General features: G+C 69.9%; 28 protein-coding genes. 13 read left to right on the top strand and 15 right to left on the bottom strand.

Going from position 1 to position 26,626, the window contains the following annotated elements; all coding sequences use genetic code 11:
* Window positions 1-58 precede the first annotated feature (58 nt).
* The gene (locus ACQP1V_RS02710) at window positions 59-256 is read right to left on the bottom strand and encodes a hypothetical protein (RefSeq protein ID WP_433418499.1); all 198 of its coding nucleotides are present in this window, start codon (window positions 254-256) and stop codon (window positions 59-61) included.
* A 268-nt stretch (window positions 257-524) separates the two neighbouring features.
* Here ACQP1V_RS02710 and tnpA point away from each other — a divergent pair, with 268 nt between their 5' ends.
* The gene (tnpA, locus tag ACQP1V_RS02705; protein WP_433418497.1) at window positions 525-953 is read left to right on the top strand and encodes an IS200/IS605 family transposase; all 429 of its coding nucleotides are present in this window, start codon (window positions 525-527) and stop codon (window positions 951-953) included.
* Window positions 954-1,074: 121 nt separating this feature from the next.
* On the opposite strand, the gene ACQP1V_RS02700 is transcribed toward tnpA, so the two are convergent.
* A complete protein-coding gene (locus tag ACQP1V_RS02700) occupies window positions 1,075-2,337 on the bottom strand; it encodes a sensor histidine kinase (protein WP_433418495.1) in 1,263 nt (420 codons plus the stop codon).
* Window positions 2,334-2,990 carry a response regulator transcription factor gene (locus ACQP1V_RS02695; RefSeq protein ID WP_433418493.1) on the bottom strand — a complete coding sequence of 219 codons (657 nt, stop codon included), beginning with the start codon at window positions 2,988-2,990 and terminating at the stop codon, window positions 2,334-2,336. Before ACQP1V_RS02695 ends, ACQP1V_RS02700 begins: the two co-directional genes overlap by 4 nt.
* Window positions 2,991-3,196: 206 nt before the next feature.
* Between ACQP1V_RS02695 and ACQP1V_RS02690 the strand changes: the two genes are divergently transcribed.
* The 5 genes from ACQP1V_RS02690 (at window position 3,197) to ACQP1V_RS02670 (ending at window position 7,363) form a co-directional block, all read left to right on the top strand.
* Window positions 3,197-3,712 (top strand): hypothetical protein, encoded by a 516-nt coding sequence (locus ACQP1V_RS02690; RefSeq protein WP_433418491.1) that lies wholly within the window; start codon window positions 3,197-3,199, stop codon window positions 3,710-3,712.
* Window positions 3,713-3,751: 39 nt separating this feature from the next.
* Window positions 3,752-4,759, top strand: a complete 1,008-nt coding sequence (locus ACQP1V_RS02685) for an efflux RND transporter periplasmic adaptor subunit (RefSeq protein ID WP_433418489.1) — start codon at window positions 3,752-3,754, stop codon at window positions 4,757-4,759.
* A gap of 231 nt (window positions 4,760-4,990) precedes the next feature.
* The gene (locus ACQP1V_RS02680) at window positions 4,991-5,548 is read left to right on the top strand and encodes an ABC transporter ATP-binding protein (RefSeq protein ID WP_433418488.1); all 558 of its coding nucleotides are present in this window, start codon (window positions 4,991-4,993) and stop codon (window positions 5,546-5,548) included.
* Complete coding sequence (locus tag ACQP1V_RS02675; protein ID WP_433418486.1) at window positions 5,545-6,744, top strand: ABC transporter permease; 1,200 nt, start codon at window positions 5,545-5,547, stop codon at window positions 6,742-6,744. The genes ACQP1V_RS02680 and ACQP1V_RS02675 overlap by 4 nt, the downstream gene beginning before the upstream one ends.
* Before the next feature lie 55 nt (window positions 6,745-6,799).
* Window positions 6,800-7,363 (top strand): N-acetyltransferase family protein, encoded by a 564-nt coding sequence (locus ACQP1V_RS02670; RefSeq protein ID WP_433418484.1) that lies wholly within the window; start codon window positions 6,800-6,802, stop codon window positions 7,361-7,363.
* A gap of 169 nt (window positions 7,364-7,532) precedes the next feature.
* Here the strand turns inward: ACQP1V_RS02670 and ACQP1V_RS02665 are convergent, their stop codons facing one another.
* The 4 genes from ACQP1V_RS02665 to ACQP1V_RS02650 form a co-directional block, all read right to left on the bottom strand.
* Complete coding sequence (locus ACQP1V_RS02665) at window positions 7,533-8,468, bottom strand: DUF2332 domain-containing protein (RefSeq protein WP_433418482.1); 936 nt, start codon at window positions 8,466-8,468, stop codon at window positions 7,533-7,535.
* Between the two features lie 100 nt (window positions 8,469-8,568).
* Complete coding sequence (locus ACQP1V_RS02660) at window positions 8,569-10,137, bottom strand: PH domain-containing protein (protein ID WP_433418480.1); 1,569 nt, start codon at window positions 10,135-10,137, stop codon at window positions 8,569-8,571.
* Complete coding sequence (locus tag ACQP1V_RS02655) at window positions 10,134-10,613, bottom strand: PH domain-containing protein (RefSeq protein WP_433418478.1); 480 nt, start codon at window positions 10,611-10,613, stop codon at window positions 10,134-10,136. The genes ACQP1V_RS02660 and ACQP1V_RS02655 overlap by 4 nt, the downstream gene beginning before the upstream one ends.
* Window positions 10,614-10,661: 48 nt before the next feature.
* Entirely contained in the window at window positions 10,662-11,210 is a 549-nt protein-coding gene (locus ACQP1V_RS02650; RefSeq protein ID WP_433418476.1) for a hypothetical protein, read from the bottom strand.
* A 174-nt stretch (window positions 11,211-11,384) separates the two neighbouring features.
* On the opposite strand from ACQP1V_RS02650, the gene ACQP1V_RS02645 reads away from it, so the two are divergent.
* Together ACQP1V_RS02645 and ACQP1V_RS02640 are read left to right on the top strand one after the other, a co-directional pair.
* The gene (locus ACQP1V_RS02645; RefSeq protein ID WP_433418474.1) at window positions 11,385-12,629 is read left to right on the top strand and encodes a sensor histidine kinase; all 1,245 of its coding nucleotides are present in this window, start codon (window positions 11,385-11,387) and stop codon (window positions 12,627-12,629) included.
* Window positions 12,622-13,254 (top strand): response regulator, encoded by a 633-nt coding sequence (locus ACQP1V_RS02640; RefSeq protein WP_387415689.1) that lies wholly within the window; start codon window positions 12,622-12,624, stop codon window positions 13,252-13,254. Before ACQP1V_RS02645 ends, ACQP1V_RS02640 begins: the two co-directional genes overlap by 8 nt.
* Before the next feature lie 84 nt (window positions 13,255-13,338).
* Here the strand turns inward: ACQP1V_RS02640 and ACQP1V_RS02635 are convergent, their stop codons facing one another.
* The 4 genes from ACQP1V_RS02635 to ACQP1V_RS02620 all read right to left on the bottom strand — a co-directional run bounded on the left by ACQP1V_RS02635 (window position 13,339) and on the right by ACQP1V_RS02620 (window position 18,085).
* Window positions 13,339-15,459 (bottom strand): transglycosylase domain-containing protein, encoded by a 2,121-nt coding sequence (locus tag ACQP1V_RS02635; RefSeq protein WP_433418472.1) that lies wholly within the window; start codon window positions 15,457-15,459, stop codon window positions 13,339-13,341.
* 238 nt (window positions 15,460-15,697) lie between these two features.
* On the bottom strand, window positions 15,698-16,855 hold the full coding sequence (locus tag ACQP1V_RS02630; RefSeq protein ID WP_433418470.1) for an FAD-dependent oxidoreductase: 1,158 nt from the start codon (window positions 16,853-16,855) through the stop codon (window positions 15,698-15,700).
* Window positions 16,843-17,349 carry a TetR/AcrR family transcriptional regulator gene (locus ACQP1V_RS02625; protein WP_387415676.1) on the bottom strand — a complete coding sequence of 169 codons (507 nt, stop codon included), beginning with the start codon at window positions 17,347-17,349 and terminating at the stop codon, window positions 16,843-16,845. Before ACQP1V_RS02625 ends, ACQP1V_RS02630 begins: the two co-directional genes overlap by 13 nt.
* Window positions 17,350-17,515: 166 nt before the next feature.
* The gene (locus ACQP1V_RS02620) at window positions 17,516-18,085 is read right to left on the bottom strand and encodes a MarR family winged helix-turn-helix transcriptional regulator (RefSeq protein ID WP_433418468.1); all 570 of its coding nucleotides are present in this window, start codon (window positions 18,083-18,085) and stop codon (window positions 17,516-17,518) included.
* Between the two features lie 80 nt (window positions 18,086-18,165).
* On the opposite strand from ACQP1V_RS02620, the gene ACQP1V_RS02615 reads away from it, so the two are divergent.
* Window positions 18,166-18,885, top strand: coding sequence for an SDR family NAD(P)-dependent oxidoreductase (locus tag ACQP1V_RS02615; protein WP_433418466.1), 720 nt, complete (start codon window positions 18,166-18,168; stop codon window positions 18,883-18,885).
* A gap of 132 nt (window positions 18,886-19,017) precedes the next feature.
* Window positions 19,018-19,638 carry a DJ-1/PfpI family protein gene (locus tag ACQP1V_RS02610; RefSeq protein ID WP_433418464.1) on the top strand — a complete coding sequence of 207 codons (621 nt, stop codon included), beginning with the start codon at window positions 19,018-19,020 and terminating at the stop codon, window positions 19,636-19,638.
* 44 nt (window positions 19,639-19,682) lie between these two features.
* Here ACQP1V_RS02610 and ACQP1V_RS02605 read toward each other — a convergent pair whose 3' ends face one another.
* Window positions 19,683-21,431 carry a hypothetical protein gene (locus ACQP1V_RS02605; RefSeq protein ID WP_433418462.1) on the bottom strand — a complete coding sequence of 583 codons (1,749 nt, stop codon included), beginning with the start codon at window positions 21,429-21,431 and terminating at the stop codon, window positions 19,683-19,685.
* The gene (locus tag ACQP1V_RS02600; RefSeq protein WP_387415671.1) at window positions 21,413-22,186 is read right to left on the bottom strand and encodes an ABC transporter ATP-binding protein; all 774 of its coding nucleotides are present in this window, start codon (window positions 22,184-22,186) and stop codon (window positions 21,413-21,415) included. Before ACQP1V_RS02600 ends, ACQP1V_RS02605 begins: the two co-directional genes overlap by 19 nt.
* Window positions 22,187-22,671: 485 nt before the next feature.
* Here ACQP1V_RS02600 and ACQP1V_RS02595 point away from each other — a divergent pair, with 485 nt between their 5' ends.
* The gene (locus ACQP1V_RS02595) at window positions 22,672-23,034 is read left to right on the top strand and encodes a YybH family protein (protein ID WP_387415669.1); all 363 of its coding nucleotides are present in this window, start codon (window positions 22,672-22,674) and stop codon (window positions 23,032-23,034) included.
* A gap of 67 nt (window positions 23,035-23,101) precedes the next feature.
* On the opposite strand, the gene ACQP1V_RS02590 is transcribed toward ACQP1V_RS02595, so the two are convergent.
* Window positions 23,102-24,145, bottom strand: a complete 1,044-nt coding sequence (locus tag ACQP1V_RS02590) for an FAD-dependent oxidoreductase (protein WP_387415667.1) — start codon at window positions 24,143-24,145, stop codon at window positions 23,102-23,104.
* A gap of 105 nt (window positions 24,146-24,250) precedes the next feature.
* Between ACQP1V_RS02590 and ACQP1V_RS02585 the strand changes: the two genes are divergently transcribed.
* Window positions 24,251-24,817 (top strand): TetR/AcrR family transcriptional regulator, encoded by a 567-nt coding sequence (locus tag ACQP1V_RS02585; RefSeq protein WP_433418460.1) that lies wholly within the window; start codon window positions 24,251-24,253, stop codon window positions 24,815-24,817.
* A 21-nt stretch (window positions 24,818-24,838) separates the two neighbouring features.
* On the opposite strand, the gene ACQP1V_RS02580 is transcribed toward ACQP1V_RS02585, so the two are convergent.
* Window positions 24,839-25,582, bottom strand: a complete 744-nt coding sequence (locus ACQP1V_RS02580; RefSeq protein WP_433418458.1) for an SDR family NAD(P)-dependent oxidoreductase — start codon at window positions 25,580-25,582, stop codon at window positions 24,839-24,841.
* A gap of 107 nt (window positions 25,583-25,689) precedes the next feature.
* Between ACQP1V_RS02580 and ACQP1V_RS02575 the strand changes: the two genes are divergently transcribed.
* Entirely contained in the window at window positions 25,690-26,613 is a 924-nt protein-coding gene (locus ACQP1V_RS02575) for an RNA polymerase sigma-70 factor (RefSeq protein ID WP_433418456.1), read from the top strand.
* Window positions 26,614-26,626: the final 13 nt, after the last annotated feature.

The following is a 26,626-nucleotide window of genomic DNA, read 5'->3' as shown; positions in this document are numbered from 1 at the left end:
GGGTGACGAGGGGAGCTCACTGGTCCGATCCCGATAGACGAAACTCATGGAGTTGGTGTCATCGGGGACAGGCGGTATTGGGAGGCGCGCCCGGCGACTCGGTGTTGAAGACCAGGCCCCAGGCCATGTACAGGCGAGTGGGCACTGGAGGCACGCACACACGCGCGTCGTAGACGCCTTCGTACCGCCACTTCGCGCCACCCCGGCGAGCCCAGTGGTGGATCCCGTCGTCCAGGAGCGCGATGACGTGAGACACGTCGGCGGCCTTGGTGCCGCCTGGGCGGGCAGTTGTCCCATCCAGTCGATCTCATGACGAGCCACCCGGATCGCGGTGTCGCACTCCTTCAACGTCGCGAACCGGCCCTGCCGGAAGGTGACGTACTCGTGCAGCAGGTTCCACAGCGTGCGGGCGGTGTGTGCCTGGCCGTCCAGCACCGCCACCTGGGCCGTACTCAGCTCCAGGCGGGCTATATGCGCCCGGGTCTGCTTCGCCTTCTCCACACTCTGATCGTATCGTTTGGTTTATGTCTCCGAGATGGGAACCGAACCCTGATGTGCGCACAGGACGGCACGTCGCCTACCACCTTCACGCACACTTGGTGTTCGTCACTAAGTATCGGCGGGGGGCCTTCACCGACCCGATGCTGGTCCGATGCGAACAGATCATGCGTGAGGTCTGTGCCGACTTCGAGGTCGAACTTCGCGAGTTCAACGGCGAGGATGACCACGTCCACCTGCTGGTCTATTACCCGCCCAAGGTCGCCTTGTCCAAGCTGGTCAACTCGCTGAAGGGGGTCTCGGCACGGATGCTCCGCAAGGAGTTCAGCACCCACGTCCGCAAGCACCTGTGGGATGGACACTTCTGGTCCGGCTCCTACTTCGCCGGGTCGGTTGGCGGGGCCCCGCTGACCGTGCTCAAGCAGTACATCGAGCAGCAGAAACGGCCGGTCTGATCGGGGTGGACGCCGGTTCGCCTGACGACGAATCGGCTGTTCTTGCCCGCTACGCGGGAGAGTCCGCTTCACCCCCGGACTTGAAGCGCCTCCCGGGGCGAGTCCGATCCGGCACGGCCGTTCATGCCGCGACCGTTTCCGTCCTTTCGTCTTCGGGACAGCAGGGAAGGGTCACGGTCACCGTCATGCCACCACCCTCGCGGGGGCGGGCGGTGACGTCGCCGCCGTGAGCGCGGGCGATGGAGCGGACGATGGACAGACCGAGCCCGACGCCCTTGGCGGTGACAAGGCGGTCGCCGCCGGCGCGGCGGAACGGTTCGAACAGGGATGCGATCTCGTACGGCGGCACGGCCGGCCCGGTGTTGCTCACCTCCACCGTCACGCACCCGTTGGCCATGGTGCGGCTGATGACCCGCACCCAAGCGCCGTCGCCGCCGACGTTGTGCCGGATGCCGTTCTCGACCAGGTTGTGCACCAGCCGTTCCAGCAGCAGACCGTCGCCGCTGGTGGGCGCCGGGTACGTCTCCTCCCGCAGAGCTACCCCGGCCTCTCGCGCATGTGCGGCGTTCTGGGCGGTCACGTGATTCACGACGTCCTCCAGGTCGACCATGGTCTTCTCGGTGATCTCATGCTCACTGCGGGCCAGCAGCAGCAACCCTGAGATGAGCCGCTCGTGGCGCGAGTTGATCTCCAGCAGGTCCTTGCCCAGTTGCTTCACGTCCTCGGAGGCTGTTCTGCGGTGCATGGCCAGCTCGATCAGGGCACGGCTCAGGGTCAGGGGAGTACGTAATTCGTGCGAGGCGTTGGCGACGAAGAGGCGCTGTCCGTCGAAGGACCTGTCGAGCCGCCCAACCATGGTGTCGAAGGTGTCGGCGAGATCTTTCACCTCGTCGTCCGGGCCGCGTAGTGCTATGCGCTCGTGCAGGCCGCGATCCGCGGCAGGCGCCCCGGCGATGCGGCGGGCGGTTTCGGTGACCTGGCGCAGCGGGGCCAGCACGCGTCCGGCGACCAGCCAGCCCGAGCCGGTGGCCGCGCCGACGACCAGGAGAAGCGCGAGCCCGCCCTGAGTGATGAGCGAGGTGGCGGCGGCCTCGTGCAGGGTGTCCTGCTGGTTCAGCAACCATTGCTCGGCGGCGGCGCCGGTGAGTCGGTCGCCGCCCGAGGTGACCACGCTGAGCTGTTTCTCGGGGATGGGGCCGGTCGGCGCGGCGGACGAGGCGATGCCGGTGTCCACTGCCGGTCCGTTCCGGCTGAGTTGCTGGTTGAACAGCACGTACGTGATGCCGATCAGCAACAACCCCGCGGTGAGGAACAGGCCGCTGTAGATCAGGGTGAGGCGGGCTCGCAGGGTGATCCTGCCTGGCAGTGCTCTGGGACGGGTCACGGGATGCGGTACCCCACTCCCCGCACGGTCTCGACCACGGGTGGGTCACCGAGCTTGCGGCGCAGCTTGAGGACGGTGAGCCGGACGGCCGCGGTGAACGGATCGGCGTGCTCGTCCCACACCTTCTCCAGCAGATGTTCGGCGGAGAGCGTTCCGCCGTCCGCGCCCAGCAACTCGGCCAGGACGGCGAACTCCTTTCTCGCCAGCGGGATGTAGCGGCCGTCGCGGAACACCTCGCGCCGTGCCGGGTCCAGGGTGATGCCCACGCGGCGCAGCACCGGCGGCGCGGCCGGACGGGAGCGGCGCCCCAACGCGAGGACGCGGGCGGCGAGTTCGGGGAAGGCGAAGGGCTTGGTGAGGTAGTCGTCGGCGCCGAGGCAGAGGCCGTCAACGCGGTCGGCGATGTCGGCGGCGGCGGTGAGCATCAGCACCCGTGCCGCCGACCCGGCCTGCACCAGCTCGCGGCAGACCTCGTCGCCGTGTACGACGGGCAGATCCCGATCCAGGAGAATCACGTCGTAGCGGTTGACCGCGGCCCGTTCCAGCGCGGCTTCGCCGTCGTAGGCGAGGTCGACCGCGTGGGCGTCCTCACGCAGCCACTCCGCGATCGCGTTGGCGAGCGTCGCCTCGTCCTCGACCACCAGCACCCGCATCCGTGTCCTCTCCCGGTTCAGGGGCGTTCCGCACGGGGCGTGGGGCGGCCCTACTCGGCCATGGTCACCGATGCCGCGTTTCCTTTCCGTTAGTGACCATTTGTACGGATCGCCGACATCGTCGTGGAAACGCAGGGGAAACGACCCGTCGCGTTGCATGGCCCGCGGCCGGAAACCGTCCGGCCGCGACATGAGGAGACCACACAATGCGAATGCGATGCGCGCTCGTAGCCCTGCCGCTCGCGCTGACGCTGGCCGGGTGCGGCGCCGCCGACAAGAGCGACGGCGTGGCCGGCGCGAACAGCACAGCGGCCACGCCTGCGGCCTCACCTTCGGCTCCCGTCGACCGGAGGGAGGCGGAGCTGAAGTTCGCCGAGTGCATGCGCGAGCGCGGCGTCGACGTGCCCGACCCCGGACCCGGCGGCGGGATCTCGATCAAGTCGGGCAAGGGAGCGGAGCAGAAGGTCGCGAAGGCCCAGCAGGCGTGCAAGCACTTCATGGATGCGGCGGTGGGCGACGGCGGCAAGCAAGGGATCGACCAGAAGGAACTGGACGCACTGGTGAAGTTCGCCCAGTGCATGCGCGACCACGGCATCGACATGAAGGACCCCGCTCCCGACGGGAGAGTCGACATCGACATCCCGCAGGGAACGCCGCAGCAGAAGGTCGAGGCGGCCCAGCAGGCGTGCAAGCAGTTCGCGCCCGGCGGGTTCCCGGCATGAGAAAGGGTCTCGCTCTCGCCGGTGGGGCCCTGCTCGTGGGTGCCGCCATATGCGCGGCGGTGGTCGTGTCCGGCGGCGACGCCCACCGCGACCCCCAGCCTCGGCACGGCGGCGATCACCCGGCAGGACCTGGTGGACACCAAGACCGTCGAGGGCGCGCTGACCTACTCCGGCCGACACCACCTGACCGCCGACGCCCCCGGTACGGTGACCTGGGTGGCCACCGAGGGCGCCGTGATCCGGCGCGGCCGCCCGCTGCTCAAGGTCGACCGCGAACCGCTCGTGCTGATGTACGGCAGGCTGCCGCTCTACCGGGAGATGCGACTGGGCGTCTCCGACGGCCCGGATGTGGCGCAGTTGGAGCGCAACCTCAAAGCGCTGGGATACGGCGCCTACCTGACCGTGGACGACCATTTCAGCTACGCCACGTACCTCGCGGTCCGGAAGTGGCAGCACGACCTGGGGCTGCCTGCCACCGGCCGGGTGGACGCCTCGCAGGTGGTGTTCCTGCCTACGGTGGTTCGCGTCGTCGATGCCGAGGTCAGCGTCGGCGACAAGGTCAGCCCCGGGCGGCAAGCCCTCACGGTCAGCGGCATCCGGCGGCTGGTGCATGTGGATCTCGACACCGACGACCAGGCGCTGGCGCGTAAGGGCGCGGGCGTGACGGTGAAGCTGCCCGGCGGCGAGCACGTCCCCGGAAGGATCACCTCGGTGGGCGCGGTGGCCAAGAGCCGCGGTTCGGGTCAGGGGCAGGACTCCGGCACCACCACCATCGACGTCGACATCACGCTGGCCAAGACACCCACCACCAAATTGGACCGAGCCCCGGTCGAGGTGGAGATGGAGAGCGAGCGGCACAAGAACGTGCTGGCCGTACCGGTGGAGGCGCTGCTGGCGCTGCGGGAGGGCGGGTTCGGCGTCGAAGTGGTCGAGAGCGGCGCCACCCGCGTCGTGCCGGCGGAGATCGGCGCGTTCGGCGGCGGCCTGGTGGAGATCACCGGTGCCGGGCTGTCGGAGGGCGTGAAGGTCGGGGTGCCCGCGTCATGAGCGAACGGATCGGTAAGGGCAGCACGATCCGCGGACGCTGCCCCGAGCCGTCAGCTGGGGGGAAGTCATGAGCGTGCCGTACGTCGTGGAGTTGCGCGGCGTGACCAAGGTCTACGGGGGGCACGTGCCGGCGCTGCGCGGGGTGGACCTGGCGGTGGCCGGCGGCGAGCTGCTGGCGATCGTCGGCCGTCCGGGTCCGGCAAGTCCACGCTGCTCCACATCATCGGGACATTGGACCGGCCCACCACCGGAACCGTGCGCGTCGGCGGGCACGACATCGCCGAACTGCCCGACGACGAGCTGTCGGCGCTGCGTGGTCGCACCCTCGGGTTCGTCTTTCAGCAGTTCCACCTGACCCCGGGCATGGCCGCGCTGGACAATGTCGCCGAAGGCCTCCTGTACACCGGCACTCCCCGGCGGGAAAGACGCGAGCGAGCCGCGGCAGCGCTCGAACGCGTCGGCCTCGGTCACCGGCTGACCCACAAGCCGAACCAGATGTCGGGCGGCGAGCAGCAGCGCGTCGCCGTGGCCCGCGCGGTCGTCGGTGACCCGCCACTGCTGCTCGCCGACGAGCCCACCGGAAACCTGGACTCCAGCGCAGGCGCCGAGGTGCTGGAGGTTCTGCGTGACCTGCACGCCGCGGGCACCACAATCGCGATCATCACCCATGACATCGAGATCGCCGAATGGTGCCCGCGCCAGGTCCAGGTCCGCGACGGCCGGATCGTTCATGACCACGGCGACGGCGACGGCCGACCGGCGGAGATCACGAAGCGGGTCCGGACATGACGCGAGACCGACGACCGCGCCCCGCCCGGCTCAGCCCCTCCGACGTCCTGTACGTGGGCGCGGCCGGGCTGCGAGCCCGCACGATCCGGGTGATCCTCTCGGCGCTCGGGATCGCCATCGGGATCGCCACCATGATCGCCGTGATCGGCATTTCGTCTTCCTCCCGCGAGCAGCTGCTGCGCCAGATCGACCGGCTGGGCACGAACCTGCTCACCGTCTCGCCCGGCCGGACGGTGTTCGGCGAGAAGGCCGAACTGCCCACCACCGCGTTGCCCATGGTCAAGCGGATCGGCCCGGTGCGTACGGCCTCGGCCACCGGTGCCGTCGACACCACGGTTCGGCGCACCCCGCTCATCCCCAAGGCCGTGACCGGCGGTATCGCCGTGCAGGCCGCGTCCGCCGAGCTGTTGACCACGCTCGAAGGCGACGTCTGGAAGGGAACCTGGCTGAACGCCGCCACCGAACGGCAACCCGCCGTCGTCCTCGGCTCCGTGGCCGCTGAACGACTCGGTATCGCCAGGACGGGAGTACGAGTGTGGATGGGCGGCCGGTGGTTCACCGTCATCGGCATCCTGGAGCCGATGACGCTGGCTCCGGAGATCGAACGCTCGGCCCTCGTCGGGTTCCCGATCGCGGTGGAGTTCCTGGGCTTCAGCGGACGCCCCACGACGCTCTACGAACGTTCCGGCGAGGAAGCGGTGGCGGCCGTGCGGGCGGTGCTGCCGCGTACGGTCAATCCGCAGAACCCGAGCGAGGTCGAGGTCAGCAGGCCGTCCGACGCGCTGGCCGCCAGGGCCGCCGCCGCGGGCGCGTTCACGAACCTGCTGCTCGGCTTGGGGGCGGTCGCGCTGCTGGTCGGCGGCGTCGGCGTGGCGAACACGATGGTGATCTCGGTGCTGGAACGGCGCAGGGAGATCGGGCTGCGTCGCTCACTCGGCGCCACCCGGGGACAGGTACGCCTCCAGTTCCTGGTCGAATCGCTGCTGCTGTCGGCGCTGGGCGGGGTCGCCGGCGCGGCGCTGGGGGCGCTGGCCACCCTCGCGTACGCGTGGTCGCGGGACTGGCCGCCCGTCCTGCCGCTCTGGACGATCGGCGGCGCCGTCGCCGCCACCCTCGTCATCGGCACCGTCGCGGGGATCTATCCGGCCGTGCGCGCCGCCCGCCTGTCGCCGACGGTCGCCCTGACGACTGCGTAGGGCGGCGCTCCCGGCGATTAACGGCTCCATCAGCCACTATGTCAACCTTTATGCCATGCAGATCAGATCCGGTACCGAAGACGACGCCGAGCGCATCGCAGAGCTCCACACTCGTAGCTGGCTGACCGCCTATGCCGGGATCATGCCCGCCAGCTACTTGAACGGCTCCCTGCTCGACGAGCGCAGGGAAATGTGGAGCGCCCGGCTCGCCACCGTCGCCTCGGAACCGGATCACGCCCGCTGCTTGCTCGTCGCCGTCGACGGCGACGCCCTCCTGGGGTTCGCCTATCTCGCCGTCGGCGCCGACGGGCGCATCCTGCTCGACAACCTGCACGTCCAGCCGGAGCGCAAGCAGTCCGGCATCGGCCGCCAACTCGTGTACCGAACTTTTGGCTGGGCCTCCGAGCAACACCCTGGCAAGACGGTCTATCTGGAGGTGCTGCGCGACAACGTCGCCGCGATCACCTTCTACCGGCGTCTCGGCGGCCATCCCACCAAAGAGTTCATGGAACGCTTCCCCGCAGGATTCGAACTACCCGTCGTCGAGTACACGTGGGGTCCTGACGCCGTCCGAGCCCTTGCCGACAACCGTTCCACTACCGATCGGCTTGTGTCCTAGAGGCTCCGGCCGAGGCGTGGACGCATAACCGTGGACACTGACGGCGTGAAGTGACCGCCGGGCCGTCAGCGGGCCATTGAGCAGGGTGACGAGGGAGCGACCACGATCACTCGTAACGGGGTCTACGCCCACGTGCCAGATCAGGTTCGCCGACCCACCACGGCAGGCGTTACGCGAACCAGATGATCTCCTGCCCGTGCGTCCGGGTCCAGGCGAGCGGCGTCCCGTCCAGCGCGAGCACGTTGTACAGCGCCGCGCCAGGCGGGTTCGGCAGTGCGTCGTACGGCAGCACGTCCGGGGCTTCGTTCGCGATCCAGTGCCCGGACAGCCCGCGTACCACCTCGGCGAACGCCTCCCGTCGTGGCGCCGGGACCTGGTACAGCACGGAGGTGTGGAACACCACCAGCGTCGCGCCGGTCGGCGCCTGCGCGGCCAGCGCCGGTAAGTCGTCCACCAGGTCGCCGCGCATGAGCAGCGGCGGCTCAGCCGCGGCGATGGCCGCCGCGGCCTGAAGCCGGGCGCGGCGGTGCGCGTGCTCCGGCCAGATGAGGGCGTCGAGCCACGCGACGTCCGCGGAGTCCGTCACGTCGAGCGGGTTCAAATCCAGGCCGGCCCGCCACACCACATCGGGTACGGAGGCCGGCGGCGCCACTCCGGTCGCCGCGCACTCAAGGAGCGGTTCGCCGGAGCCGATCATGTGGTCGCCGTAGAGGTAGGCGTATCTGTCGGGGTAGAGACACAGCCCGGCGGACGCCCCGACCTCCAGCAGCGCGAGCGGCTGCGGCAACGTGGCCAGCACCGGCAGCAGTACGGCACACCGCCCGGCCTCGTTCGTCTGCGTGGCCCTGGTGCGCATCTCCGCCTCGATCGCCGGCCAGTTCTCCACCGTGTAGTCGTGGAACGCGGCCGGGTCCTCGACCGGGCCGCCGAGGAACCGTACGACGCCGAACAGCAGGTTCGGCTGCCGCTTGATCGGCGGGAGCGTGCCGAGCAGGGCGAGCACCTGCTCGTCGCGGGAGACCGCGCGTGCCAGGCGCTCGTACGTCGGCGACACTCCGTGCGCCTCGCGCGCGGCGAACTCGGCGTACTTCGCGGCGGTCGTCATGCCCCAATGATCGCGCCGCGTCGTCGCCCGCGCCATGGCGCGGCGTCTCGCGGCAAGGGCACCACCCAACCTGAGGGAACACGGCGACCCGGCCGGACGGTCACCGGCCCGCCGCGGGATCCCTTTCGACGAACGGGGCGAGCATCCCGGGTACGGCGGCCTCGGCGAGAGCCAGTCCCCGCGCCACGGACACGTCGCGCACCTTGTAGACGCCGTCCCCCGCGGACACGGTGGCTCCGAGGGTGAGCAGGCCGGCCCGGCGCTGGAAGGGCGATCGCGTGATGTTCCAGCCGATGATTCCTTCCCGCCGTAGAACGACGGTGCGATGGGCGAACGCCCCGCAGGCGATGGCGAGATAGCGGCCTCGCACCGCGTGACCGAGAGTGCGGTAGGCGTCGTACGCGAGCGCCGTCAGGGCGGCCGCCAGCGCCAGGCCGGTGATCCAGCCGATCGTGACCAGCGCGGGGTCGAGCCAGAGCCCGAGTCCGATGGGCACCGCGGCGATCGCGATCGCGGCCGTCAGCGCTCGGTTGATCCTCCTGCGCAGGGCGGCGCGGGGGTGCGGTGCCAGGCCGTCCCTGGTGAGCAGGTTCCTTTCCTCCGGCGACGCGGCGGCCGGCAGCACCTCGGCGGCGACGCGCAGGACCTCGTCGCGAGGGATCGAAGGGGTCAGGGCGCGGCGCCTGCGGTTCTCCTCCCGGTCGCCGAGGCCCCCTGCGACGGCGTTGAGCTTGGCGCCCTTGGCCCAGCGCAGCGGGATCGGCTCAATCAGCTCGACGCCGCGCAGCCGGTCCTCCTCGATGGTGACGGAGCGGGTGGCCAGCAGGCCGCGGCGGATCCGCAGGACTCCGCCTTCCGTGCGGCGCAGCTCGTACCCGCTCCAGCCCTCGATGAAGGTGGCGGTCGAGCAGGCCACGCCGAGCGCGGCGACGGCGAGCGCCGCCAGCAGCACGCCGTACCACAGCGGGACGGAGCCGAAGCGGCTCACCAGGTCCTTCACGACGCCGAGTTCAAGCGGGTCGATCTTCATCTCGTGCAGCGTGCGGTAGACGCTGCCCGCCCCGGCCAGCACGCTGCCGACGCCCCACACGGTGAGCGGGGCGTACCGGATCCAGGATCGGTCCAGCTCGCTGACGAGGCCGTCGCCGTCGGCCACGTTCCGGGCGTGGTCCCTATCGCGCCGTTCGATGATCAGGCTGCGCAGTTCGGCGGCGTCCGCCTTGGTGAGGCCGTCCAGCCTGAGTCCGCGCCCGGCGGGGGCGCCCTGCCCGTCGGCGTCGATCCTGAGCGTGGTGAGGCCGAAGATCCGGTGCACCGGGTTCGCGGTCAGGTCCACGGCCCGTATGCGGTTGATCGGGATCGTCCGGCGGCTGCGGAGGAACAGGCCCGAGCGGAGCTCGAACCGCTCGGCGGTCAGCCGATAGCGGGTGGTCAGCCACCGTGCCAGGCTGACGCCGCAGACGACCAGGCAGGCGAGGAGAAGCGAGCCGAGGGTGATGAGGACCTGGAGGTTCGTCTCCCCGCCGGTGACGAGCAGACCGGCCAGAAACAGGGCCACGGGGGCGGCCGGGACGCTCAGGTTGACCAGGACGAGCCGGCCACTCAGTCGTCCCCGGCCGTGGGACACGGCGGCGCGGGCCGTACGCGGGAGAGCGTCGTGGGAGGTCATGCCGCGTCTCCCGGCACCGCCTGCGTGGCGCGGGTCAGGTACGCCACGAGTTCGTCACCGGCCTTCTGGTCGAGCCCCTTGATGTGGACGGCGGAGGAGGAGGCGGTGGTCACGCTGATCCCGGAGAGCCCGAACAGCTGCTGCAGCGGGCCACGCAGCGTGTCGACGGTCTGTACGCGGGACAGCGGGACGACTCGCCACTGCTGCCAGAGCCAGCCGGAGGCCGCGTAGACCGCCTCGTCGGTGACCTCCCAGCGGTGCACCCGGTAGCGCCAGAACGGCATGACGCCCATGTAGAGCAGGCCGGGGACGAGGGATATCAGGGTGAACCACATGAACAGTTCGCGTGTCGGCGGGATGGAGGCCCACAGGATGGCGAAGGTGAGGGGCAGGGGGAGCGCGAACAGCGCGGACTGCACGCTCCACCAGCCGATCGCACGGCCGGGTACGCGGTTGCGGGGCGCCCGAAGCCTCATGGCGTTCCAACCTCTCGCATCTGGTCTAACGGGTGGTCTTACCGGGTCTTATCTGGCGTTCGTCTCGGACAGCTGCTCCTCGCCGACCGTCGCGCCGCCGCTCTTCAGCCTGCGCATCTTGGTCATGAGGGAGGCCGTCCGGGCCAGGACCATGGCCAGCGACATGAAGACGAAGGTGTTGGCGTAGGTGTCCGCTCCGCTGATCTTGTAGTCGATGGAGAAGCGGACCAGGTCCTCGGTGAACCAGTGCTCGGCTCCGTACGCGAACAGGACGCGCCCGAGGGACAGCACGATCCACACCAGCGCGTAGCCGGCGCCGCCGACGGTGTACAACTCCCCCGACCGGTGCCGATACGCGGGCAGCAGCGCGCCGGCGATCAGCCCGAAGATCAGCCCGGTGCCGATCCCGACGAGCTGCAACGGCAGGTCATTGCCCTGCGTCGGGAAGGAATGGACGAAGATCGCGATGACGACGGCCACGGCGATCACCGACCGCAGCATCCGCATCGTGGTGATGCGGCGTTGTCCGAGGTCGGTGGCCAAGACGATGGCCAGAATGGTTCCGCTCGCGATGAGGGCAGCAAGAAATTGACTCATGAAGGGGGTCTCCACCTCGTACGGATGGGGTGACGTGCGGCAGGTCGCGCTTCGCACGTTTCTCTTTCCGATCTCCACCGTAGGGACGCGGCCCCCGCCGCGAGACGTCCGAACGGCGACTCCGGCTGTCCACCGATCGGCGGACAGGCCGGGTGCTCGTGGTACGACTGTTCGGTGCAAGAGGGGCATCAGACAGCGGAGCAGCGATCCGGCGAGCAGCACGAACCCGGGACCCGTACCGGCTGGTTCGGTCTGTGGGACGGCTTCTTCGCCGCCTCCTACCTCATTACCTGTGTGCTGCTGCTCACCTCCGACGCCCCCCAGGCCCAGCGCTCCATCGCGATCGGCGCGTTGACGCTGATCGTGCCGTGGTACGCCGGATTCGGCCGCCACTTGATGATCAACCGGGTGCACGGGCCGAGGAACCTGGTCTTCGCGTTCGGCCTGGTACTGCTGTTCTGCGTCATCACGGTGTTCGGCTTCATCGGCTTCTTCGCGTTGTTCGCCGTGGCCCCCATGCTGATCATGAGTCTGCCGATGCGGCCGGCGGTCGCCCTGCTCACGGTGGCCAACCTGTTCCCCGTGGCGATGGTGTGGGCCGGCGGCGACGAAGCGCGGGCGAGCCTCTGGGTCGTGGTGCCCATCTCGCTGCTGAGCCTGACTCTGTCGGTTCTGCTCGGACTGTGGATCAAACGGGTGACGCGGCAGAGCAGGGAACGCGCCCAGCTCATCGAAGAGCTGCGGCGCAGCCGGGAACGCGTGGCCCGGCTCTCCCGCGAGGCCGGCGTCTCCGCCGAGCGGGAGCGGCTGGCCAGGGAGATCCACGACACCCTCGCCCAGAGCCTGACCAGCATCATCAGCCTGGTGCAGGCGGCGGAGTCGAAGATGCGCGACGCCCCGGACCAGGCGAGCGGGCATCTGTCGCGGGCCGGGCAGGTGGCCAGGGAGTCCCTCGCCGAGGCCCGTGAATTCGTCGCGGCCCTGACCCCGCCCACGCTGCGCGGGGGCTCTCTGGTGCAGGCCGTACGCAGGCAGGTGGACGGCCTGGTCACCGAGACCGGCCTGGAGGCGCGCACCTCGATCCGGGGTGAGGAGAAACCCCTCCCCATGCCCGTCAACGTCGTCCTGCTACGTTCGGCCCAGGAGGCGATCGCCAACGTACGCAAGCACGCCAAGCGGGCGCGCACCGTGGACGTGCTGGTGACGTTCGAGGAGGACACCGTGCGCCTGCTGATCCGTGACGACGGTGCGGGATTCGCCCAGGACGTCGTCCGGGAAGGGTACGGGCTGCGCGGCATGCGGGCCCGCGTGGCGGAGATCAACGGCACGGTGACCGTCAGCAGCGGCCCGGGCGAAGGCACGGCGGTCGAAGTCAGCGTTCCCACGGCGGTGGAGATGGCGGAGGCGGCGGGTGCCTGACGGGAAGCCGATCACGGTCCTGCTCGCCGACGACCACCCGGTGGTCCGGGAGGGCCTCATCGCCATGCTGGAGTCCGCCGACGGCATCACAGTCGTCGGCGAGGCCGGCTCCGGTGAGGAGGCGATCGTCCAGGCCGAGGCCCTGCGGCCGGACATCATCCTGCTGGACCTGCGCATGGGCGGCATGGACGGGGTCTCGGCCACCGAGCACATCCGACGACGGCTGCCGGCCAGCAAAGTCGTCATCGTGACCACGTACGAAGACGACGCCGACATCCTGCGCGCGGTGGAGGCGGGCGCGGCCGGCTATCTGCTGAAGGGCAGCTCGCGGCAGGAACTGATCGGCGCGGTGCAGAGCGCCGCCCGCGGCGAGACCGTGCTCACCCCCTCCCTCGCCGGCAAGCTCTTCCGCGCCCGGGGGACCAGGCCGTCGCCTCTCTCCGAGCGTGAGTGCGAGGTGCTCCGCCTGGTCGGCCGGGGCCTGACCAACGCCGAGATCGGCGAACGGCTGTTCCTCAGCGAGGCGACCGTGAAGACGTACCTGCTGCGGTCCTTCAAGAAGCTCGGCGTCTCCGACCGTACGGCGGCGGTGATGACGGCGCTGGAACGCGGCCTGCTGTCCTGACCCCGGGACGGCCGTCCGGCACGGAGGTGACCGAGCGACATGCTCGGCGCCCCGTCCAGCGGGCCGCTGATCGCGCGTGATCCGTTACTGGCCGGGCAGGTCCTCGTCCGGCTGCTGAACGTCCTCGTCCTCGGGCTGGTTCGTCGTCGGGTCTTCCCGGTCCTGGCGAGCCGGGGCGCAGTCCTGGCTGCATCCGCCGAAACGGGTCGCGTCCACCGGAGTGAACCGGGCCGGCGCCACTCCCCGCAGCGCGGACGCCATCGTGTCATTCCAGATCGGCCCGGGCAGCGAGGCACCCTGGACTGCGCCGTAGTAGCGGCCGCCGATGGTGACGCCGGTGAGCTTGTAGCGCTGCGAGCCGCGCGGGTCGCCGATGCTGACCGCCCCGGCCAGGTCGGGGGTGAACCCGGCGAACCAGGCGCTGGCGTATCCGTCGGTGGTACCGGTCTTGCCGGCCGCCGGGCGGCCGATGCCGCCGACGCCGCGCATGGTGCCGCGGGTGAACACCCCGGACAGGATGTGGGCGGTCGCGTCGGCGACCTGTGGGTCCAGTGCCTGCTTGCACCGCGGCCGGTAGTCGGTGGTCTTGCCGTCACGGCCGGTGATCCTGGTGATGGCCATGGGCGGGCAGTAGGTGCCGCGCGCGGCGATGGCGGCGTAGGCGGTGGCCACGGTCACCGGGTCGCTCTCGTTGATGCCGAGCGTGAACGTCTCGAACTCGCGCAGCTTGGCGCCGTCGGCCCGCTTGATCCCCAGCGACTTGGCGGTCTCGACGGTCGGGCACAGGCCCACCCGCTCCTGCAGAGCCATGAAGAAGGTGTTGACCGAGCCCCAGGTTCCGGTGGCCAGTGTCTTGAAGCCGGGCGCGCCCTCGTCGTTGGTGACCGTCCAGGACGGATCGCCCACGTTCTCGCCCGCGCAGTTCTTGAACGTGGCGTAGCCGGGCGCGGTGTAGCCGGCGCCGGCGGTGATGCCGTCGTCGATCTTCATGCCCTGCTTCAGTGCGGTGATCAGCGTGAACGTCTTGTACGTCGAGCCCGGCTGGAAGCCGATCAGCCCACCATGCTCCTTGTCGGCCACCGCGTTGTAGGAGATCTCGTTCCTGCGGGCGGAGTCGCCGAAGGGGCGACTGGCCGCCATCGCCTTGATCTCACCCGTGCCCGGCTTCACCAGCGCCTCGGCGGCCAGCGCGCGGTCCGAGGCGAAGACGTGCTTCTTGATGGCCGCCTCGGCCGCCTTCTGCGCCTTCGGGTCCAGCGTCGTGTGGACCTTGAGGCCGCCCTGGCCGAAGGCCAGCTCGCGCTGCCGCCGCGTCCTGCCGAAGGCGGGGTTGGACAGCAGCTCATGCCGGACGTACTCGCAGAAGTACGGGTAGCGGCTCTCCTGGCAGCCGTTGGGCTGCTTGACGCCCTTGTACCCGAGCTTGCGGGCCTTGGCCGCGTCGGCCTGCGCTCGGGTGATCCGGCCCAGCTCCGCCATCCGGTCGAGGACCACGTTGCGCCGCTGCAGCAGCAGCTTGCGCGCCTTGGCTCCGAGGTTCGGGTCGGTCGCGTTGGGGGCCTGGACGGCCCCGGCGAGGGTGGCGGCCTGGGCCAGATCCAGGCGGGCCGCCGACACGCCGAAGAAGCGTCTGGCCGCCGCCTCCACGCCGTTGGCCCCGGCGCCGAAGTAGGCGATATTGAGGTATTTCTCCAGGATCGCGCCTTTGGTGTACTTCTGCTCGACGGCCATGGCGTGGCGCAGCTCCTTGAGCTTGCGCGTGTAACTGGCCTCCAGGGCCGCGCTCTTCTCCTTCTCGGTGCCTGCCGAGTTGAGCAGGACCTGCTTGACGTACTGCTGCGTGATCGACGAGCCGCCCTGGCTGATGCCACCCGAGGCGAGGTTCTTGACCAGGGCGCGGGCCGTGCCCTCGATGTCGATCGGACCGTGCTCGTAGAAGCGGTCGTCCTCGATCGCGACGATGGCCGTCTTCATCACGTCCGCGATGCGGTCCAGCGGCACGACTTTGCGGTCCTGCGCGTAGAACTGGGCGATCCTGGTGCCCTCGGCGTCATACACCGTCGTCTTCTCCGCGAGTGCCGGCTCCTCCAGTTCCTCCGGCCGGAAGTTCAGCGCCTCGCTCGCCGCGACGACCGCCGCCCCCGAGCTGCCCATAGCGGGCAGCACGAGCGCCGCGGATACCACCCCGGTGGCGGTGGCTGCCACAGCCAGCCAGGCGATACTGGATACGCGTGTACGGTGCGAGCTGGACATGGCGGTCATGACAGCACAGCCATCCGCACACTGTCCAAGACCGGTATTAATTACAAATTGATATCCAAATCAATATCACCCCAGTTCATCCCTGTTTAGACACTCTCGCCCGTCGCGGTTCCCGACCTCGCCGTGATCGCGGTTCGCCGCTCCCCGGCATGCCTTTTCCGTGTTCTGCCAGCCGGGTCTGCTAGCCGTCGAAGATGGCCCGGCGAAGCGGGGGTACGGCACCGCAGAGACGGAAGAAGCCGCGCGCGGCGCCACGCACGAGACGGCTACGGACGGTGGCCAGCCGCAGGTACATCAGGGCCTCCCCCGCGGCCGCGAAACCGTAGGAGAGCATCTCGGCCTCGTAGTCGCGCACCGCCTCGATCAGCGGCATCCCGCTGGTCAGCGCGTCACGCAAGGTGCCGGCGTCACGCAATGCGGTGTTGCCGCCGAGCCCGCCGACCGGCGGCATGTTGTGAACGGCGTCGCCGAGCAGGGTGACGTTCGTCGTCGCCCAGGGCTTGACCTTGGCCGCCGCGCGGAAGTCGAAGAGCTCCACGCCGCCCGACTCCGCGACCAGCCGACGCAGATCCGGATGCCAGCGGCGGCTCCGCTCCAGAACGAATCCGTGCGGATCCTGGCCCGCGTACGTCGACCGGTGGGCGACGAACGCCCACATGAGATACCCCTCCTCGCCGGCCCGAGGCCGGAACGCGGCCGTGAACAGGAAGTCGCGCCGCGGGAGGATCATGTTCTTGTTCGTGGTCAGGACTTCGGGCAGCCACGTACCGGCCTCCGGGGTCAGCGGCAGTTTGCCGCCGACTCCGAAGGCGGCCGGGTCACGCTGGCCGGCACCGGGGAGCAGTTGGCGCTTCACCCGCGATCGCGAGCCGTCGGCGCCGACGAGCAGCGTGCCGCTTGCCGTACTCCCATCGGCGAAATGCGCGACGACCTCGCCCTGGAGTTGCTCGTAACGCACGAACTCCTTGCCGAACCTGACATCGACCCCGTCGAGCAGGACCGCACGCAGCGCCACCCGGCTGACGGCGTGCGCCGCCTCCACCGGGGAGGTACGGCCGGCGTTGCTGCGCTCCTGCATCAGCTCGCGAAGCCGCTCGTCGAAAACGCCCATGCCCGGTCCGGGATCGCCCGAGGCGGCGATCAGGCGGTCCCACAGCTCAGGCGGCAGGCAGGAGTGCAGCGACCGGCTGCCGACGGGCTCGATGTTGAGGCGGTACCCCTGCAGCCGCGCGTCAGGGGCGGCGTCCCGCTCGTACACGGTCGCGCTGACCCCTGCCCGCTTGAGGCCCTGCGCCAGGCACAGTCCGCCGATCCCCCCGCCGATGATCAGAACGTGCACGGCCGGCCTCCGCGAAGCAGCTCGCACAGATTCTTGAGTACGGCGGGAGCCTGCTCGGGACACAGGCTGGCCCCCTTCACCGTCGCGATGATCAGTTCGACCTCGGCTCCGGCGAACCCGGCGAGGCTGGACCGCCAGCCCTCCTCGTGAGCGGCGACCGTGGCACGAGTTCGCGGATCGCGCAGGGAGCGCAGGTCCAGCTCCCTGAGCACGATGTGCAGCTCCGGTCGTTGAGCGATCATCGTGCCGACCATGCCCAGGTGATGGCACAGCCGTTCCTCCCGGCTGCCGTCCGCGGATGTGCCCGTCCGCACCTGGCCTGTCGCGTGGTCGACGACCGCGTCCACCAGATCCTGTTTGGTGCCGAAGTAGTGATGCAGCGTGGAGTGATCGATGCCCGCTCGCGCGGCCACCGCCCTCAAGCGCAACCCCTCGAACCCTTTCTCCGCGATCGCCTCATAGGCCGCGACGATCAGGGCCTCGCGCTTGCTCATCCTCAACCCCCATTCTCAACCAACCACTTGGTGGAGTATGGCGATCATGGAGCGGTGAGGTCAACTTCCGCAGGCGGCACAGGACTCTCCGGCCGGGCGCGGGGCTCCGGCCGATCGCGATTCAGCGTGATCCAGCGAGGAACCCCAGGCGTTCGGCGGTCCCGCGTCACTCCTCGCCAACGTGCGTGATCCGGTCGTCGCCGAGCCGGCACTGGACATCCTGCAGGAGGACACGGAGCAACTCCGCGAGCTGCCCCTGCTGCTCGGAGGTGAGACCGTCGATCAACTCGGCCTCGCGGCGCAGTACTTGATCCACGGTCGCCTCGACCAGGTCATGGCCGCTTCCGGTCAGGGCGACCTGGACGGAGCGAGGACGTCCCTCCCCGGGGCGGCGGGTGACGAGCCCTTCACGTTCGGCACGGGCGACACGCTGCGAGATGGCGCCCGCGGTGATCAGCGAGCGGCGGCTGAGTTCGAGGGTCGTGAGCGTGTAGGGGGGACCGCTCCGGCGCAGCATGCTGAGGAGATCGAGCGTGGCGGCGTCCACCCCGGCGCGGGTGAGGACCCGGCGCCGGTCGTCGCCCAGGAGCTTGGCCAGCCGCCAGATCGGCGTGACGATCCCGATCGAGGAGACCGGGGTGCCGGGCCGTTCCCGTTCCCAGGCGGCGGCGATCTCCTGGACCGGGTAGGCCGTGGCGGTGTCCAGCGGATACCGGTCGGCGGGTTGTTCCGGCATGGGTTCCCTTGCCACGGCGTCCCTTTCGGCTATATTTAGGTCTAAATTTAGGCCTGAACGAGCGATTCGGAGCTCAGCATATGTCACGCACCATCCTGGTCACCGGAGGCGGCACAGGGATCGGCCGCGCCATCGCACGGCACTTCGCCGAGCAGGGCGAGAACGTCTTCGTCACCGGTCGCCGCCCCGGCCCGTTGAAGGAGCTGGCCGACGAGTGCGGTGCCCACGCCCTGGTGTGCGACCACACCGACCCCGAGGCGCTCACCCGGCTGCTGGCCGACCTGCCCGAGTGGATCGACGTGCTCGTCAACAACGCGGGCGGCAACACCGACTTCGACGCCGACGGCGGGACCGACCTGGCCTCGTACGCCCGGGACTTCCGGGCCAACCTCGACGCGAACCTGGTCAGCGCCGCGCTGACGACCAGGGCGCTGAACGGCCGGCTGGCCGCAGGCGGCACGGTGGTGCACATCGGGTCGATCGCCGCCGACCAGGGAGCCGGTTCGTACGGCGCGGCCAAGGCGGGGCTGGCCGCCTGGAACCTCGACTTGGCGGACGAGCTCGGCGCCCGCGACGTCACCTCCAATGTCGTCTCGCCTGGCTACATCGCCGACACCGAGTTCTTCCGGGACTGGCTCTCGGAAGAGCGGCGCGACACGCTGGTCGCCGCCACCGCGATGAGGCGCCCCGGTTCACCGGCGGACATCACGGGGGCGGTCGCCTTTCTCGCGTCGCCGGCGGCCCGCCACATCACCGGTCAGGTGCTGAACGTCAACGGCGGAGCCCGGAAAACCCGCTGAGCTGAGGACTACGCCTCGGCCCCCGGGATCGGGCCGAAGGACCCGGTCCCGGGCGGCCCCGGCCCGTTCGGCGGACGCGCCGTAGCATGGGCGGCACTTCACGATGCACATTCGCAGCCAAGAGGAACCGCCATGCGTATCGTCATACCTCTGTTCGACCGGTTCACCGCTCTGGACGCTGTCGGCGCCTATGAAGTGCTGAAATTCCTGCCGGAAGCCGAAATCGTGTTCGCCGCCACCAAGCCGGGGCCGATCCGGGACGTCCCGACGTCGCTGGCCCTCACCGCCGACGCGGCGTTCGACGACATCGACGCATGCGATGTGCTGCTCGTTCCCGGAGGTCCGGGCGCGCGACGCCTGTTGGACGACGACGCGCTTCTTGGCTGGATCCGTCGAATGCACGGAGGAACGACGTGGACGACCTCGGTGTGCACCGGATCGCTGCTGTTGGGAGCCGCCGGGCTGCTCGCCGGCCTCTCGGCGACGACCCATTGGGGCGCGGTGGACGTGCTGGAGTCCTTCGGAGCCACCTACACCGCCGAGCGCGTGGTGTTCCAAGGGAAGATCGTCACAGCCGCCGGGGTTTCGTCCGGGATCGACATGGCGCTCGCGCTCGCATCGCGCATCGCCGATCAGACCACGGCTGAGGCGATCCAGCTCGCCATCGAATACGACCCGCAACCACCGTTCGACGCGGGATCTCCTGCCAAGGCGCCGCAGGCCGCCAAGGACCTTCTTGCCAGAGGGATCTGACCCGGCGGCCTCCGTCCTCCTCGCCGTTCAAGGGTCCAGTTCCGTCAGTCACGAGACGGCCCTGATCCGGGCGAGCGGGGCTTGACGATCCATACGCCGGCGCCGTACATCGCCAGGCCGAGCAGGATGAAGGCCGCGGCGACCGGAAAGCGCAGGCCGGGCGGCATGTACGTGGCCAGGAACCAGCTGTGGCGCAGCATGTCGTTGGCCACGAAGACGGCGGCCAGGATGCCCTGCGGGATCAGCGGGATGGCGCCGAAGCCGAGGCACCACGAGGCGATCGTCTTCTGGGTCTTGGACAGCTGGTCGAAGCGGAACTTCATCGTCGTGTGCGGTTTGCGGCCGGTCCGCATGACATGGAGCAGTTCGGGGCCGTGTGCGCGCAGCCGCCGTTCGGCCAGCAGGCCGAAGCCCCAACAGCACAACGCCCCGGTCAGGGCGCCGGTGGCCACGCCGGCCCAGCCGTACCAGACGGCGGCCAGGGCGGCCGGCGCGCCGGTGAGGATCACCAGGGCGAGCATCAGGTAGGCGAGCCCGGTCAGGCCGCCGTCGTCCTCGCTGGTACGCAGCGGGTTGCCCGCGCGGCGGTGCGGGTCGGTGCCGGGCACCAGCGCGTACGCCGAGATCAGCGGCACCAGCCCGGCCGCGCCGCCGAGCAGGGCGGGGAGCAGTGCCAGAATCAGCGGCCAAGGGCCGCCGGTGAGCGCGGTGAGCGCCACGGTGAGCACGATCGCCACCGGCGCGTGCACCGACAGCCAGGCCAGTTGCCTGCCACGTACGTCGCTCGCGCCAGGGGTCATGAGCGTCAGCCACAACGCCGTACCGTCTGTGCCGTACAGGTTGGCCGCCATGGCGGCCGCCATCACGATGAAGATGGGGCCGGCGTAGGGAAGCATGCCGTCCCAGCCGAGGATGAGCGGGCTGGCGGCGAAGCACAGGCCGTACGACAGGGCGAAGGTGAACTGGTGGTTGCGTACCAGGTCGCGCGACCAGGTACGCAGCTCCTTGGCGACGACCGCGCCGGTCGCGGTGCCCGCCGTGATCGGGCGTCTGCCGCGCGCCGAGGCCCGGGCCGCGCCCACGCGCCGGGTGAGCAGCGCCGCCCACACGGCCAGGAGCAGCAGCACCAGGACGGCCAGCGCGGCCAGCGCCCACCAGCGGCCCCGGACGGCGAGCAGGCCCCACCCCGAGGGCAGGTACCACACCGCGGCGGGCACGCCCGTCTGGCCGAAGGCCCAGAAGAAGATCCAGATCTGCCCGAGCGCCGCCAGGACGGCGCCGTTGAGCAGGCCGGAGACGATCGCGCCCAGCCGGGTACGCAGCGCCAGCCCGACCACCGCCACGGAGACCTTCGACAGCAGGACGAACACGGCCAGCTGCAGCACCATCGCGGGCACGGCCACCAGGGCGTTCGCGACGCCGAGCCGGACACCGGCAACCAGGAGGCCGAGCAGGGCGCCCAGGCTGACCAGCGGCGCGACGCCGACGAACGCCGCCGCCAGCAGCCCGGCCGCCAGGCGGCGCGGTGGCAGGCCGAGCAGCGAGAAGTACTCCGGACGCAGCGTCTCGTCGCCGCCGCCCATGAAGAGGGGGCCGAGCAACCAGCCGAGCAGCCAGACCGCGTATCCGGCGGCCAGCAGGTCGGGGTCGACGAAGGCCAGGTAGACGGTTCCGAGCGCGGACAGCACACCGAGCGCGGCACCCGTGCCCGCCGTGTGCGCCCGCCGGCCGTGGAAGGCGTGGCGCAGCACGGCGAGCTTCATCCGGGCCATGGTCAGGGCGACGACAGCCACGACAGCTCCTTGACTCCGCTGACCTGATCGCTGACGAGACCGACGAAGGCGTCCTCCAAGGAGCGTCCGCCCCGTACCTCATCCAGCGTGCCGGTCGCGGCCACCCGGCCCTTGTCCACCACCGCGACGTGATCGCACAGTTGCTCCACCAGCGCCATCACGTGACTGGACAGCACGATCGAGCCGCCACCGGCCACGAAGCCGCGCAGGATCGTCTTGATCGTCGCGGCCGACACCGGATCGACCGCCTCGAACGGCTCGTCCAGCACCAGCAGCCGTGGCGCGTGCAGCAGCGCGGTGGCCAGCCCGATCTTCTTGCGCATGCCGGTCGAATACTCGATGACCAGCGTCTTGTCCGCGCCGTCCAGCTCCAGCACGGCCAGCAGTTCCTCGGCTCGCCGGGCCACCACGTCTTTGGCCAGGCCGCGCAGCAGGCCCAGGTAGGTGAGCACCTCGCGCCCGGTCAGCCGCTCGGGCATGGCCAGCCCGTCGGGGAGCACACCGACCAGGGCCTTGGCCCGCTCCGGCGCCGACCACACGTCATGGCCGAAGATCTCGGCGTGGCCCGCGTCCGGCCGCAACAGTCCCACGGCCATCGACAACGAGGTGGTTTTGCCCGCCCCGTTGGGGCCGACCAGGCCGAAGAACGATCCGCGCGGCACTTCCAGATCGACGTGGTCGACCGCGAGTTTGTGATCGAACGTTTTGGTCAGGCCGGCGAGGCGCAGTGCGGGAGCGTGGGTTGATGCGCTCAAGGGCTTCCCTGTCGAATCTCAGTGAGCGGATGATCCGTCACGAGCATCAGAACAGCACGGATCGTGCCAACGGCGGACGTGATCAATCTGATCCCGTATCGTCACACTTGTCAATACGGCACGTGCCGTGTCGGTAGGGTGACGCCATGACCACCGGCCACTCCGAGCGCGCGCGTACTCGAAGCCCTCTTCACCGGGATGAGCCCGAGACACTGAGGCGGACATCCACCCCGGCACCGTGGCCCGGCACCATGGCCCGGCACCGCGGCCTGAACCACGGAATCTCGGGCGGACGCTGAGTCGCCGCGGCCGTCAAGAAGATCCTTCCCGGGCCCGGCGCGACGGCGAGCAGGCACTTCCGGGTCGGCCGCATCTCCAAGGCATTCACCGTCGTGGTCCCGGGAACACTGGTTTTGTCGTACCCGCCTGCCATGATCACCCACTGTCGAAGACAGCTCGACCGGGCCAGATGGGAGCGACAAGCAATGACCAGTGACGATGTCCGGGAGCGTGCCGTCCAGCCGGAGGATCTCAGCCGGTTCATCGTGGAACGGCTCAACGCGGGCGACGTTGAAGGGCTGGTGGCGCTGTACGAACCGGACGCGGTGCTGGCGTTGCCGAACGGTCAGGTCGCCACGGGCCGCGAGGAGATCCGCCAGGCGTACAGGCATCTGGTCGCCGACAAGCCCACCTTCACCCCTGGACAGCAGCTGCCCACGCTGCGTAACGGCGACCTGGCGCTCACCTCGGTGCGGCTGCCTGACGGCGGTGCCACCGTCGAGGTGGCCCGTCGCCAGGATGACGGCACGTGGCTGTGGGTGATCGACCAGCCCAGCCTTCTGGGATAGGCCGGAGCCGCCCGCTCCTCCAAGGCCGCGACCGGCGCGGCGACCGTGTCCCGGCCCGCATGCCACGTCAGGCGGGCAGCAACCGGAGCAGCGAGTCACGCAGCCAGGTGCGCCTGGTGGCCATGAACCGGTGCAGGTTGCGGGAGCCGAAGGCGACCCGTTGGGCGCTGCGGCGACGTTCGGCGTCGTAGGCCCGCAGGGCCGACCCCAGGCGGGTCACACCGTACGCGGCGATCGCCCGAGTGAGGGCTTCCGCGTCGAGGATCGCGGTGCACGCTCCCTGGCCGAGGTTGGGCGTCATGGCGTGGGCGGCGTCGCCGACGAGCGCGACCTTCTCCTGGTCGACGAACGTGGGCAGCGCGGGGTAGAGGTGCCGCATCTCGTACCGGATCCAGGTGGACGGGTCGGTCTCGGCGAGGATCCTCGGGATGGGTTCGTGCCAGCCGGTGAAATACCCGCGCAACTCGTCGGCGGTAGCCGCCTCGGGCACAGCGGCGTACCAGTTGGTGCGTCCCGGCTCGACCGGGGTCATCCCGAAGAACCGCCCCTCCCCCCACGTCTCTCCGTGGACGTGGGTCTCGATGTCGGCGATGCCGATCCAGGCGACGGTCCCGATACCTCGCGGCGCGCTGCCCGCGCCGAACCGGGCGGCGCGCACGACGCTGCGGATCCCGTCGGCACCGACCACCAGGTCGTGCTCGGCGGCCAGCGCCTCGACATCGGTGACCTGCCGCCCGAACGTCACCGTCACGTCGCCGAGGGCGTCCAGCTCGGCGAGCAGGATGTCCAGCAGGTACGGCCGGGAGATCAGCATTTCGGGGCGACCGGCCTTCCGCTCGATCCGTTCCAGCGGCAGCGCGGCCAGCGCCTTCCCCTCCGGCGTGCGGATCCGCGCCGTACGGTACGGCACCGCCCGAGCGAGGAACTTCTCCCCCACTCCCAGCCGGTCCAGCGCCGCCTGCGCGGTGGGATGGATGCCGAATGCGGTGCCGTACCGCTCCACCTCGGTGCGCCGTTCAAGGATCGACACCTGCCAGCCGGCACGGCGCAGCCCGATCGCCGTCGCCAGCCCGCCGACTCCCGCCCCGACGACCAACGCTGATCCAGCCATGGTCTCCCCTCCAGCTCCCGCGACCACCACACATGTGGTACCCCACTTGTGGTACCACAGGCGGGGTATCATTGGCAAAGCCATGAGTAGACCGGAGGGCTGGCGATGAAGCGGGACCGACGCGACCTGTTGCGCGACGCGGCCATCACGGTGCTGGCCGAGGCCGGCGGCCGCGGTCTCACGCACCGCGCTGTCGACGCCGCCGCCGGCGCGCCGCTCGGCACCACCAAGAACTACTTCCCGACCAGGGACGCCCTGCTCCAGGCCGTGGCCGAGCGCTGTGTGGAGCATTACAACGATGTCGCGGGACCGCTGCCCACCAACCGGGAGGAACTGGTGGCCATGCTGCGCGGGTTGGTGGAGAACGTCGCGGGTCCGGGCCGTCCCCGCCTCCTGGCCTACCTCGAACTGCAGGCCGAGGCGGCTCGCAAGCCGTGGCTGGCGGACATCCTCGACCTAATCGCGGCCTCCGACTTCGCCAGATTCGCGGCCGCGCAGGCGGCCGCCGGGCTCCCCGTCTCAGCACAACGAGCCGCCACCATCACCCTCGCCATGCAAGCCGCCATCCCGCACCTGCTGGCCGACGGGCCCGGCACCCTGGCCGCCTCCGGACTCGACGACCCCGACACCTTTGTTCGCGGCCTTCTGGAGGCGGTGTATCCGGAGAATTAGCCCTCGGCGGCGAATCCGCGGTCACCACCCAACAGGGCCGAGGCGATCGATGAAGATCCCGGTCGGTCCGTCGGCGTCGATCATCGCGAGTTTGACGATCGGGTCGGTGCCCTCGGTGACCGTCAGCTGGCCGGTGTGATTGTTCATGTCGGTGGCGGTGAACTTGCGGTTGGCGACCTCTCCGGGAGTGACCATGTTGAATTTGATCTCCGGCAGCGCCTGGGCGTACCGAACGGTGATCATGTTCAGCGCCGCTTTCGACGAGCTGTAGGCGAGCTCGTGCATTTTCGCGACAGGCTGCTCCGGATCGGTCACGACCGCGAAGGAACCGCCACCGCTGGACACCATCACCACCCGCGGATTGTCCGCCGCCCGCAGCAGGGGAAAGAACGCGTGCGTGACCCTGATCGGTCCGTACACGTTGGTGTCGTAGACGGAGTGAATTTCGTCGGCCGTCGCGTCCGCGGGCGTGATGACCCTTCCTGGCGCACCGGCGTTGTTGATCAGCACATCCAGCCGGTCGGTGTGCTCCCGGACGAGCCGTACGGCGTCGGCCACCGACTCGTCCGAGGTCACGTCCAGCGGGACCATGACCACGTTCGCGCCGCCGTCGGTCAGCTTGTCGGCGGCCGCCCGTCCTCGGCCTTCATCACGCGAGCCGAGAAAGATCGTCCAACCCAGTTCCCCGAGCCGCCGGGCCGCCTCAAAACCGAGTCCCTTGTTGCCTCCGGTGATCAGCACCGAGGTCTGTTCCGAGTTTGTCATGCCCTCTAAGACGATCTGCCTCGTTCGGCTGTGACACCGGCGCGAGCGGAGCCTGGCGGGGAGCTGCGCTAGCCTGCCTGGCGTCAGGGCTTCAAGGATGGGCTGGGATGACGCGAGAGACGGAATTCGAGGAACTACGGCCGCTGCTGTTCTCGATCTCCTACCGCATCCTGGGCAGCGTGACCGAGGCCGAGGACGCCGTCCAGGAGACCTGGCTCCGCTTCCAGGCCTCCCCCACCCAGCCCCGGTCGCTCAAGGCCTTCCTCTCGACGACAGTCACCAGGATCTCGATCGACGTGCTGGGTTCCGCCCGGGTTCGCCGGGAAGCGTACGTCGGGCCATGGTTCCCCGAACCGCTTCTCGCCGACCCCTACCAGGACCCGGAACGCTCCGTGGAGTTGGCCGATTCGGTGTCGATGGCGGCACTACTGCTGCTGGAGCGGCTCAGCCCGCTCGAACGCGCCGTCTTCGTGCTCCGGGAGGTGTTCGACTTCGGCTTTCCCGAGGTCGCGTCGGCGGTGGGGCGCTCGGAGGCAGCGTGCCGGCAGCTCGCGTCACGGGCCCGCCGCCACATGCAGGATGGCCGGCCCCGCTTCGAGGCGGACCGCAAGCAGCGGGATGATCTGGCGGCACGCTTCTTCGCCGCCCTCCGCGAAGGCGACGTCGCCGGCCTGCGGGAGCTGCTCGCCGCCGACGTGTCGCTGGCCGGTGACGGCGGTGGCAAGGCCCCGCAGCTGGCCAGGGTCATCGTCGGCGCCGCTGCCGTGGCTCGGCTGCTTGCCTCCGCTTTCCGCCGGGTTGCCCAGATCGGCGCGACGTTCGAGCCGCGGGAGGTCAACGGCCAGGCGGGCGCGATCTTCCGCGACCGGGACGGCAAGGTGCTCCACACCCTGGCACTCGATGTGCTCGACGGGCAGGTCCAGACGATCCGCTCGGTGATCAACCCCGACAAGCTCGGGCACCTGGGCCCGGTGGCGGACGCCTGGGCCATCGATCGCGAAGTGAGACAGGCACGCCGGCCCACGAAATAACCGCGACAGCCGG

Source organism: Microtetraspora malaysiensis (genome assembly GCF_050947145.1).
Taxonomy (GTDB): Bacteria; Actinomycetota; Actinomycetes; order Streptosporangiales; family Streptosporangiaceae; genus Microtetraspora_A; species Microtetraspora_A malaysiensis.
The sequence above is the reverse complement of the archived record's forward strand: the minus strand, read 5'-3'. Positions and strand labels throughout refer to the sequence as shown.

Bases quoted from the DNA above. Each gene is read 5' to 3' on its own strand.
- tnpA (WP_433418497.1), top strand. From the start codon at position 525: ATGTCTCCGAGATGGGAACCGAACCCTGATGTGCGCACAGGACGGCAC.
- ACQP1V_RS02695 (WP_433418493.1), bottom strand. From the start codon at position 2,990: ATGCGGGTGCTGGTGGTCGAGGACGAGGCGACGCTCGCCAACGCGATC.
- ACQP1V_RS02690 (WP_433418491.1), top strand. From the start codon at position 3,197: ATGCGAATGCGATGCGCGCTCGTAGCCCTGCCGCTCGCGCTGACGCTG.
- ACQP1V_RS02675 (WP_433418486.1), top strand. From the start codon at position 5,545: ATGACGCGAGACCGACGACCGCGCCCCGCCCGGCTCAGCCCCTCCGAC.
- ACQP1V_RS02670 (WP_433418484.1), top strand. From the start codon at position 6,800: ATGCAGATCAGATCCGGTACCGAAGACGACGCCGAGCGCATCGCAGAG.
- ACQP1V_RS02665 (WP_433418482.1), bottom strand. From the start codon at position 8,468: ATGACGACCGCCGCGAAGTACGCCGAGTTCGCCGCGCGCGAGGCGCAC.
- ACQP1V_RS02660 (WP_433418480.1), bottom strand. From the start codon at position 10,137: ATGACCTCCCACGACGCTCTCCCGCGTACGGCCCGCGCCGCCGTGTCC.
- ACQP1V_RS02655 (WP_433418478.1), bottom strand. From the start codon at position 10,613: ATGAGGCTTCGGGCGCCCCGCAACCGCGTACCCGGCCGTGCGATCGGC.
- ACQP1V_RS02650 (WP_433418476.1), bottom strand. From the start codon at position 11,210: ATGAGTCAATTTCTTGCTGCCCTCATCGCGAGCGGAACCATTCTGGCC.
- ACQP1V_RS02625 (WP_387415676.1), bottom strand. From the start codon at position 17,349: ATGAGCAAGCGCGAGGCCCTGATCGTCGCGGCCTATGAGGCGATCGCG.
- ACQP1V_RS02620 (WP_433418468.1), bottom strand. From the start codon at position 18,085: ATGCCGGAACAACCCGCCGACCGGTATCCGCTGGACACCGCCACGGCC.
- ACQP1V_RS02615 (WP_433418466.1), top strand. From the start codon at position 18,166: ATGTCACGCACCATCCTGGTCACCGGAGGCGGCACAGGGATCGGCCGC.
- ACQP1V_RS02610 (WP_433418464.1), top strand. From the start codon at position 19,018: ATGCGTATCGTCATACCTCTGTTCGACCGGTTCACCGCTCTGGACGCT.
- ACQP1V_RS02595 (WP_387415669.1), top strand. From the start codon at position 22,672: ATGACCAGTGACGATGTCCGGGAGCGTGCCGTCCAGCCGGAGGATCTC.
- ACQP1V_RS02590 (WP_387415667.1), bottom strand. From the start codon at position 24,145: ATGGCTGGATCAGCGTTGGTCGTCGGGGCGGGAGTCGGCGGGCTGGCG.
- ACQP1V_RS02585 (WP_433418460.1), top strand. From the start codon at position 24,251: ATGAAGCGGGACCGACGCGACCTGTTGCGCGACGCGGCCATCACGGTG.
- ACQP1V_RS02580 (WP_433418458.1), bottom strand. From the start codon at position 25,582: ATGACAAACTCGGAACAGACCTCGGTGCTGATCACCGGAGGCAACAAG.
- ACQP1V_RS02575 (WP_433418456.1), top strand. From the start codon at position 25,690: ATGACGCGAGAGACGGAATTCGAGGAACTACGGCCGCTGCTGTTCTCG.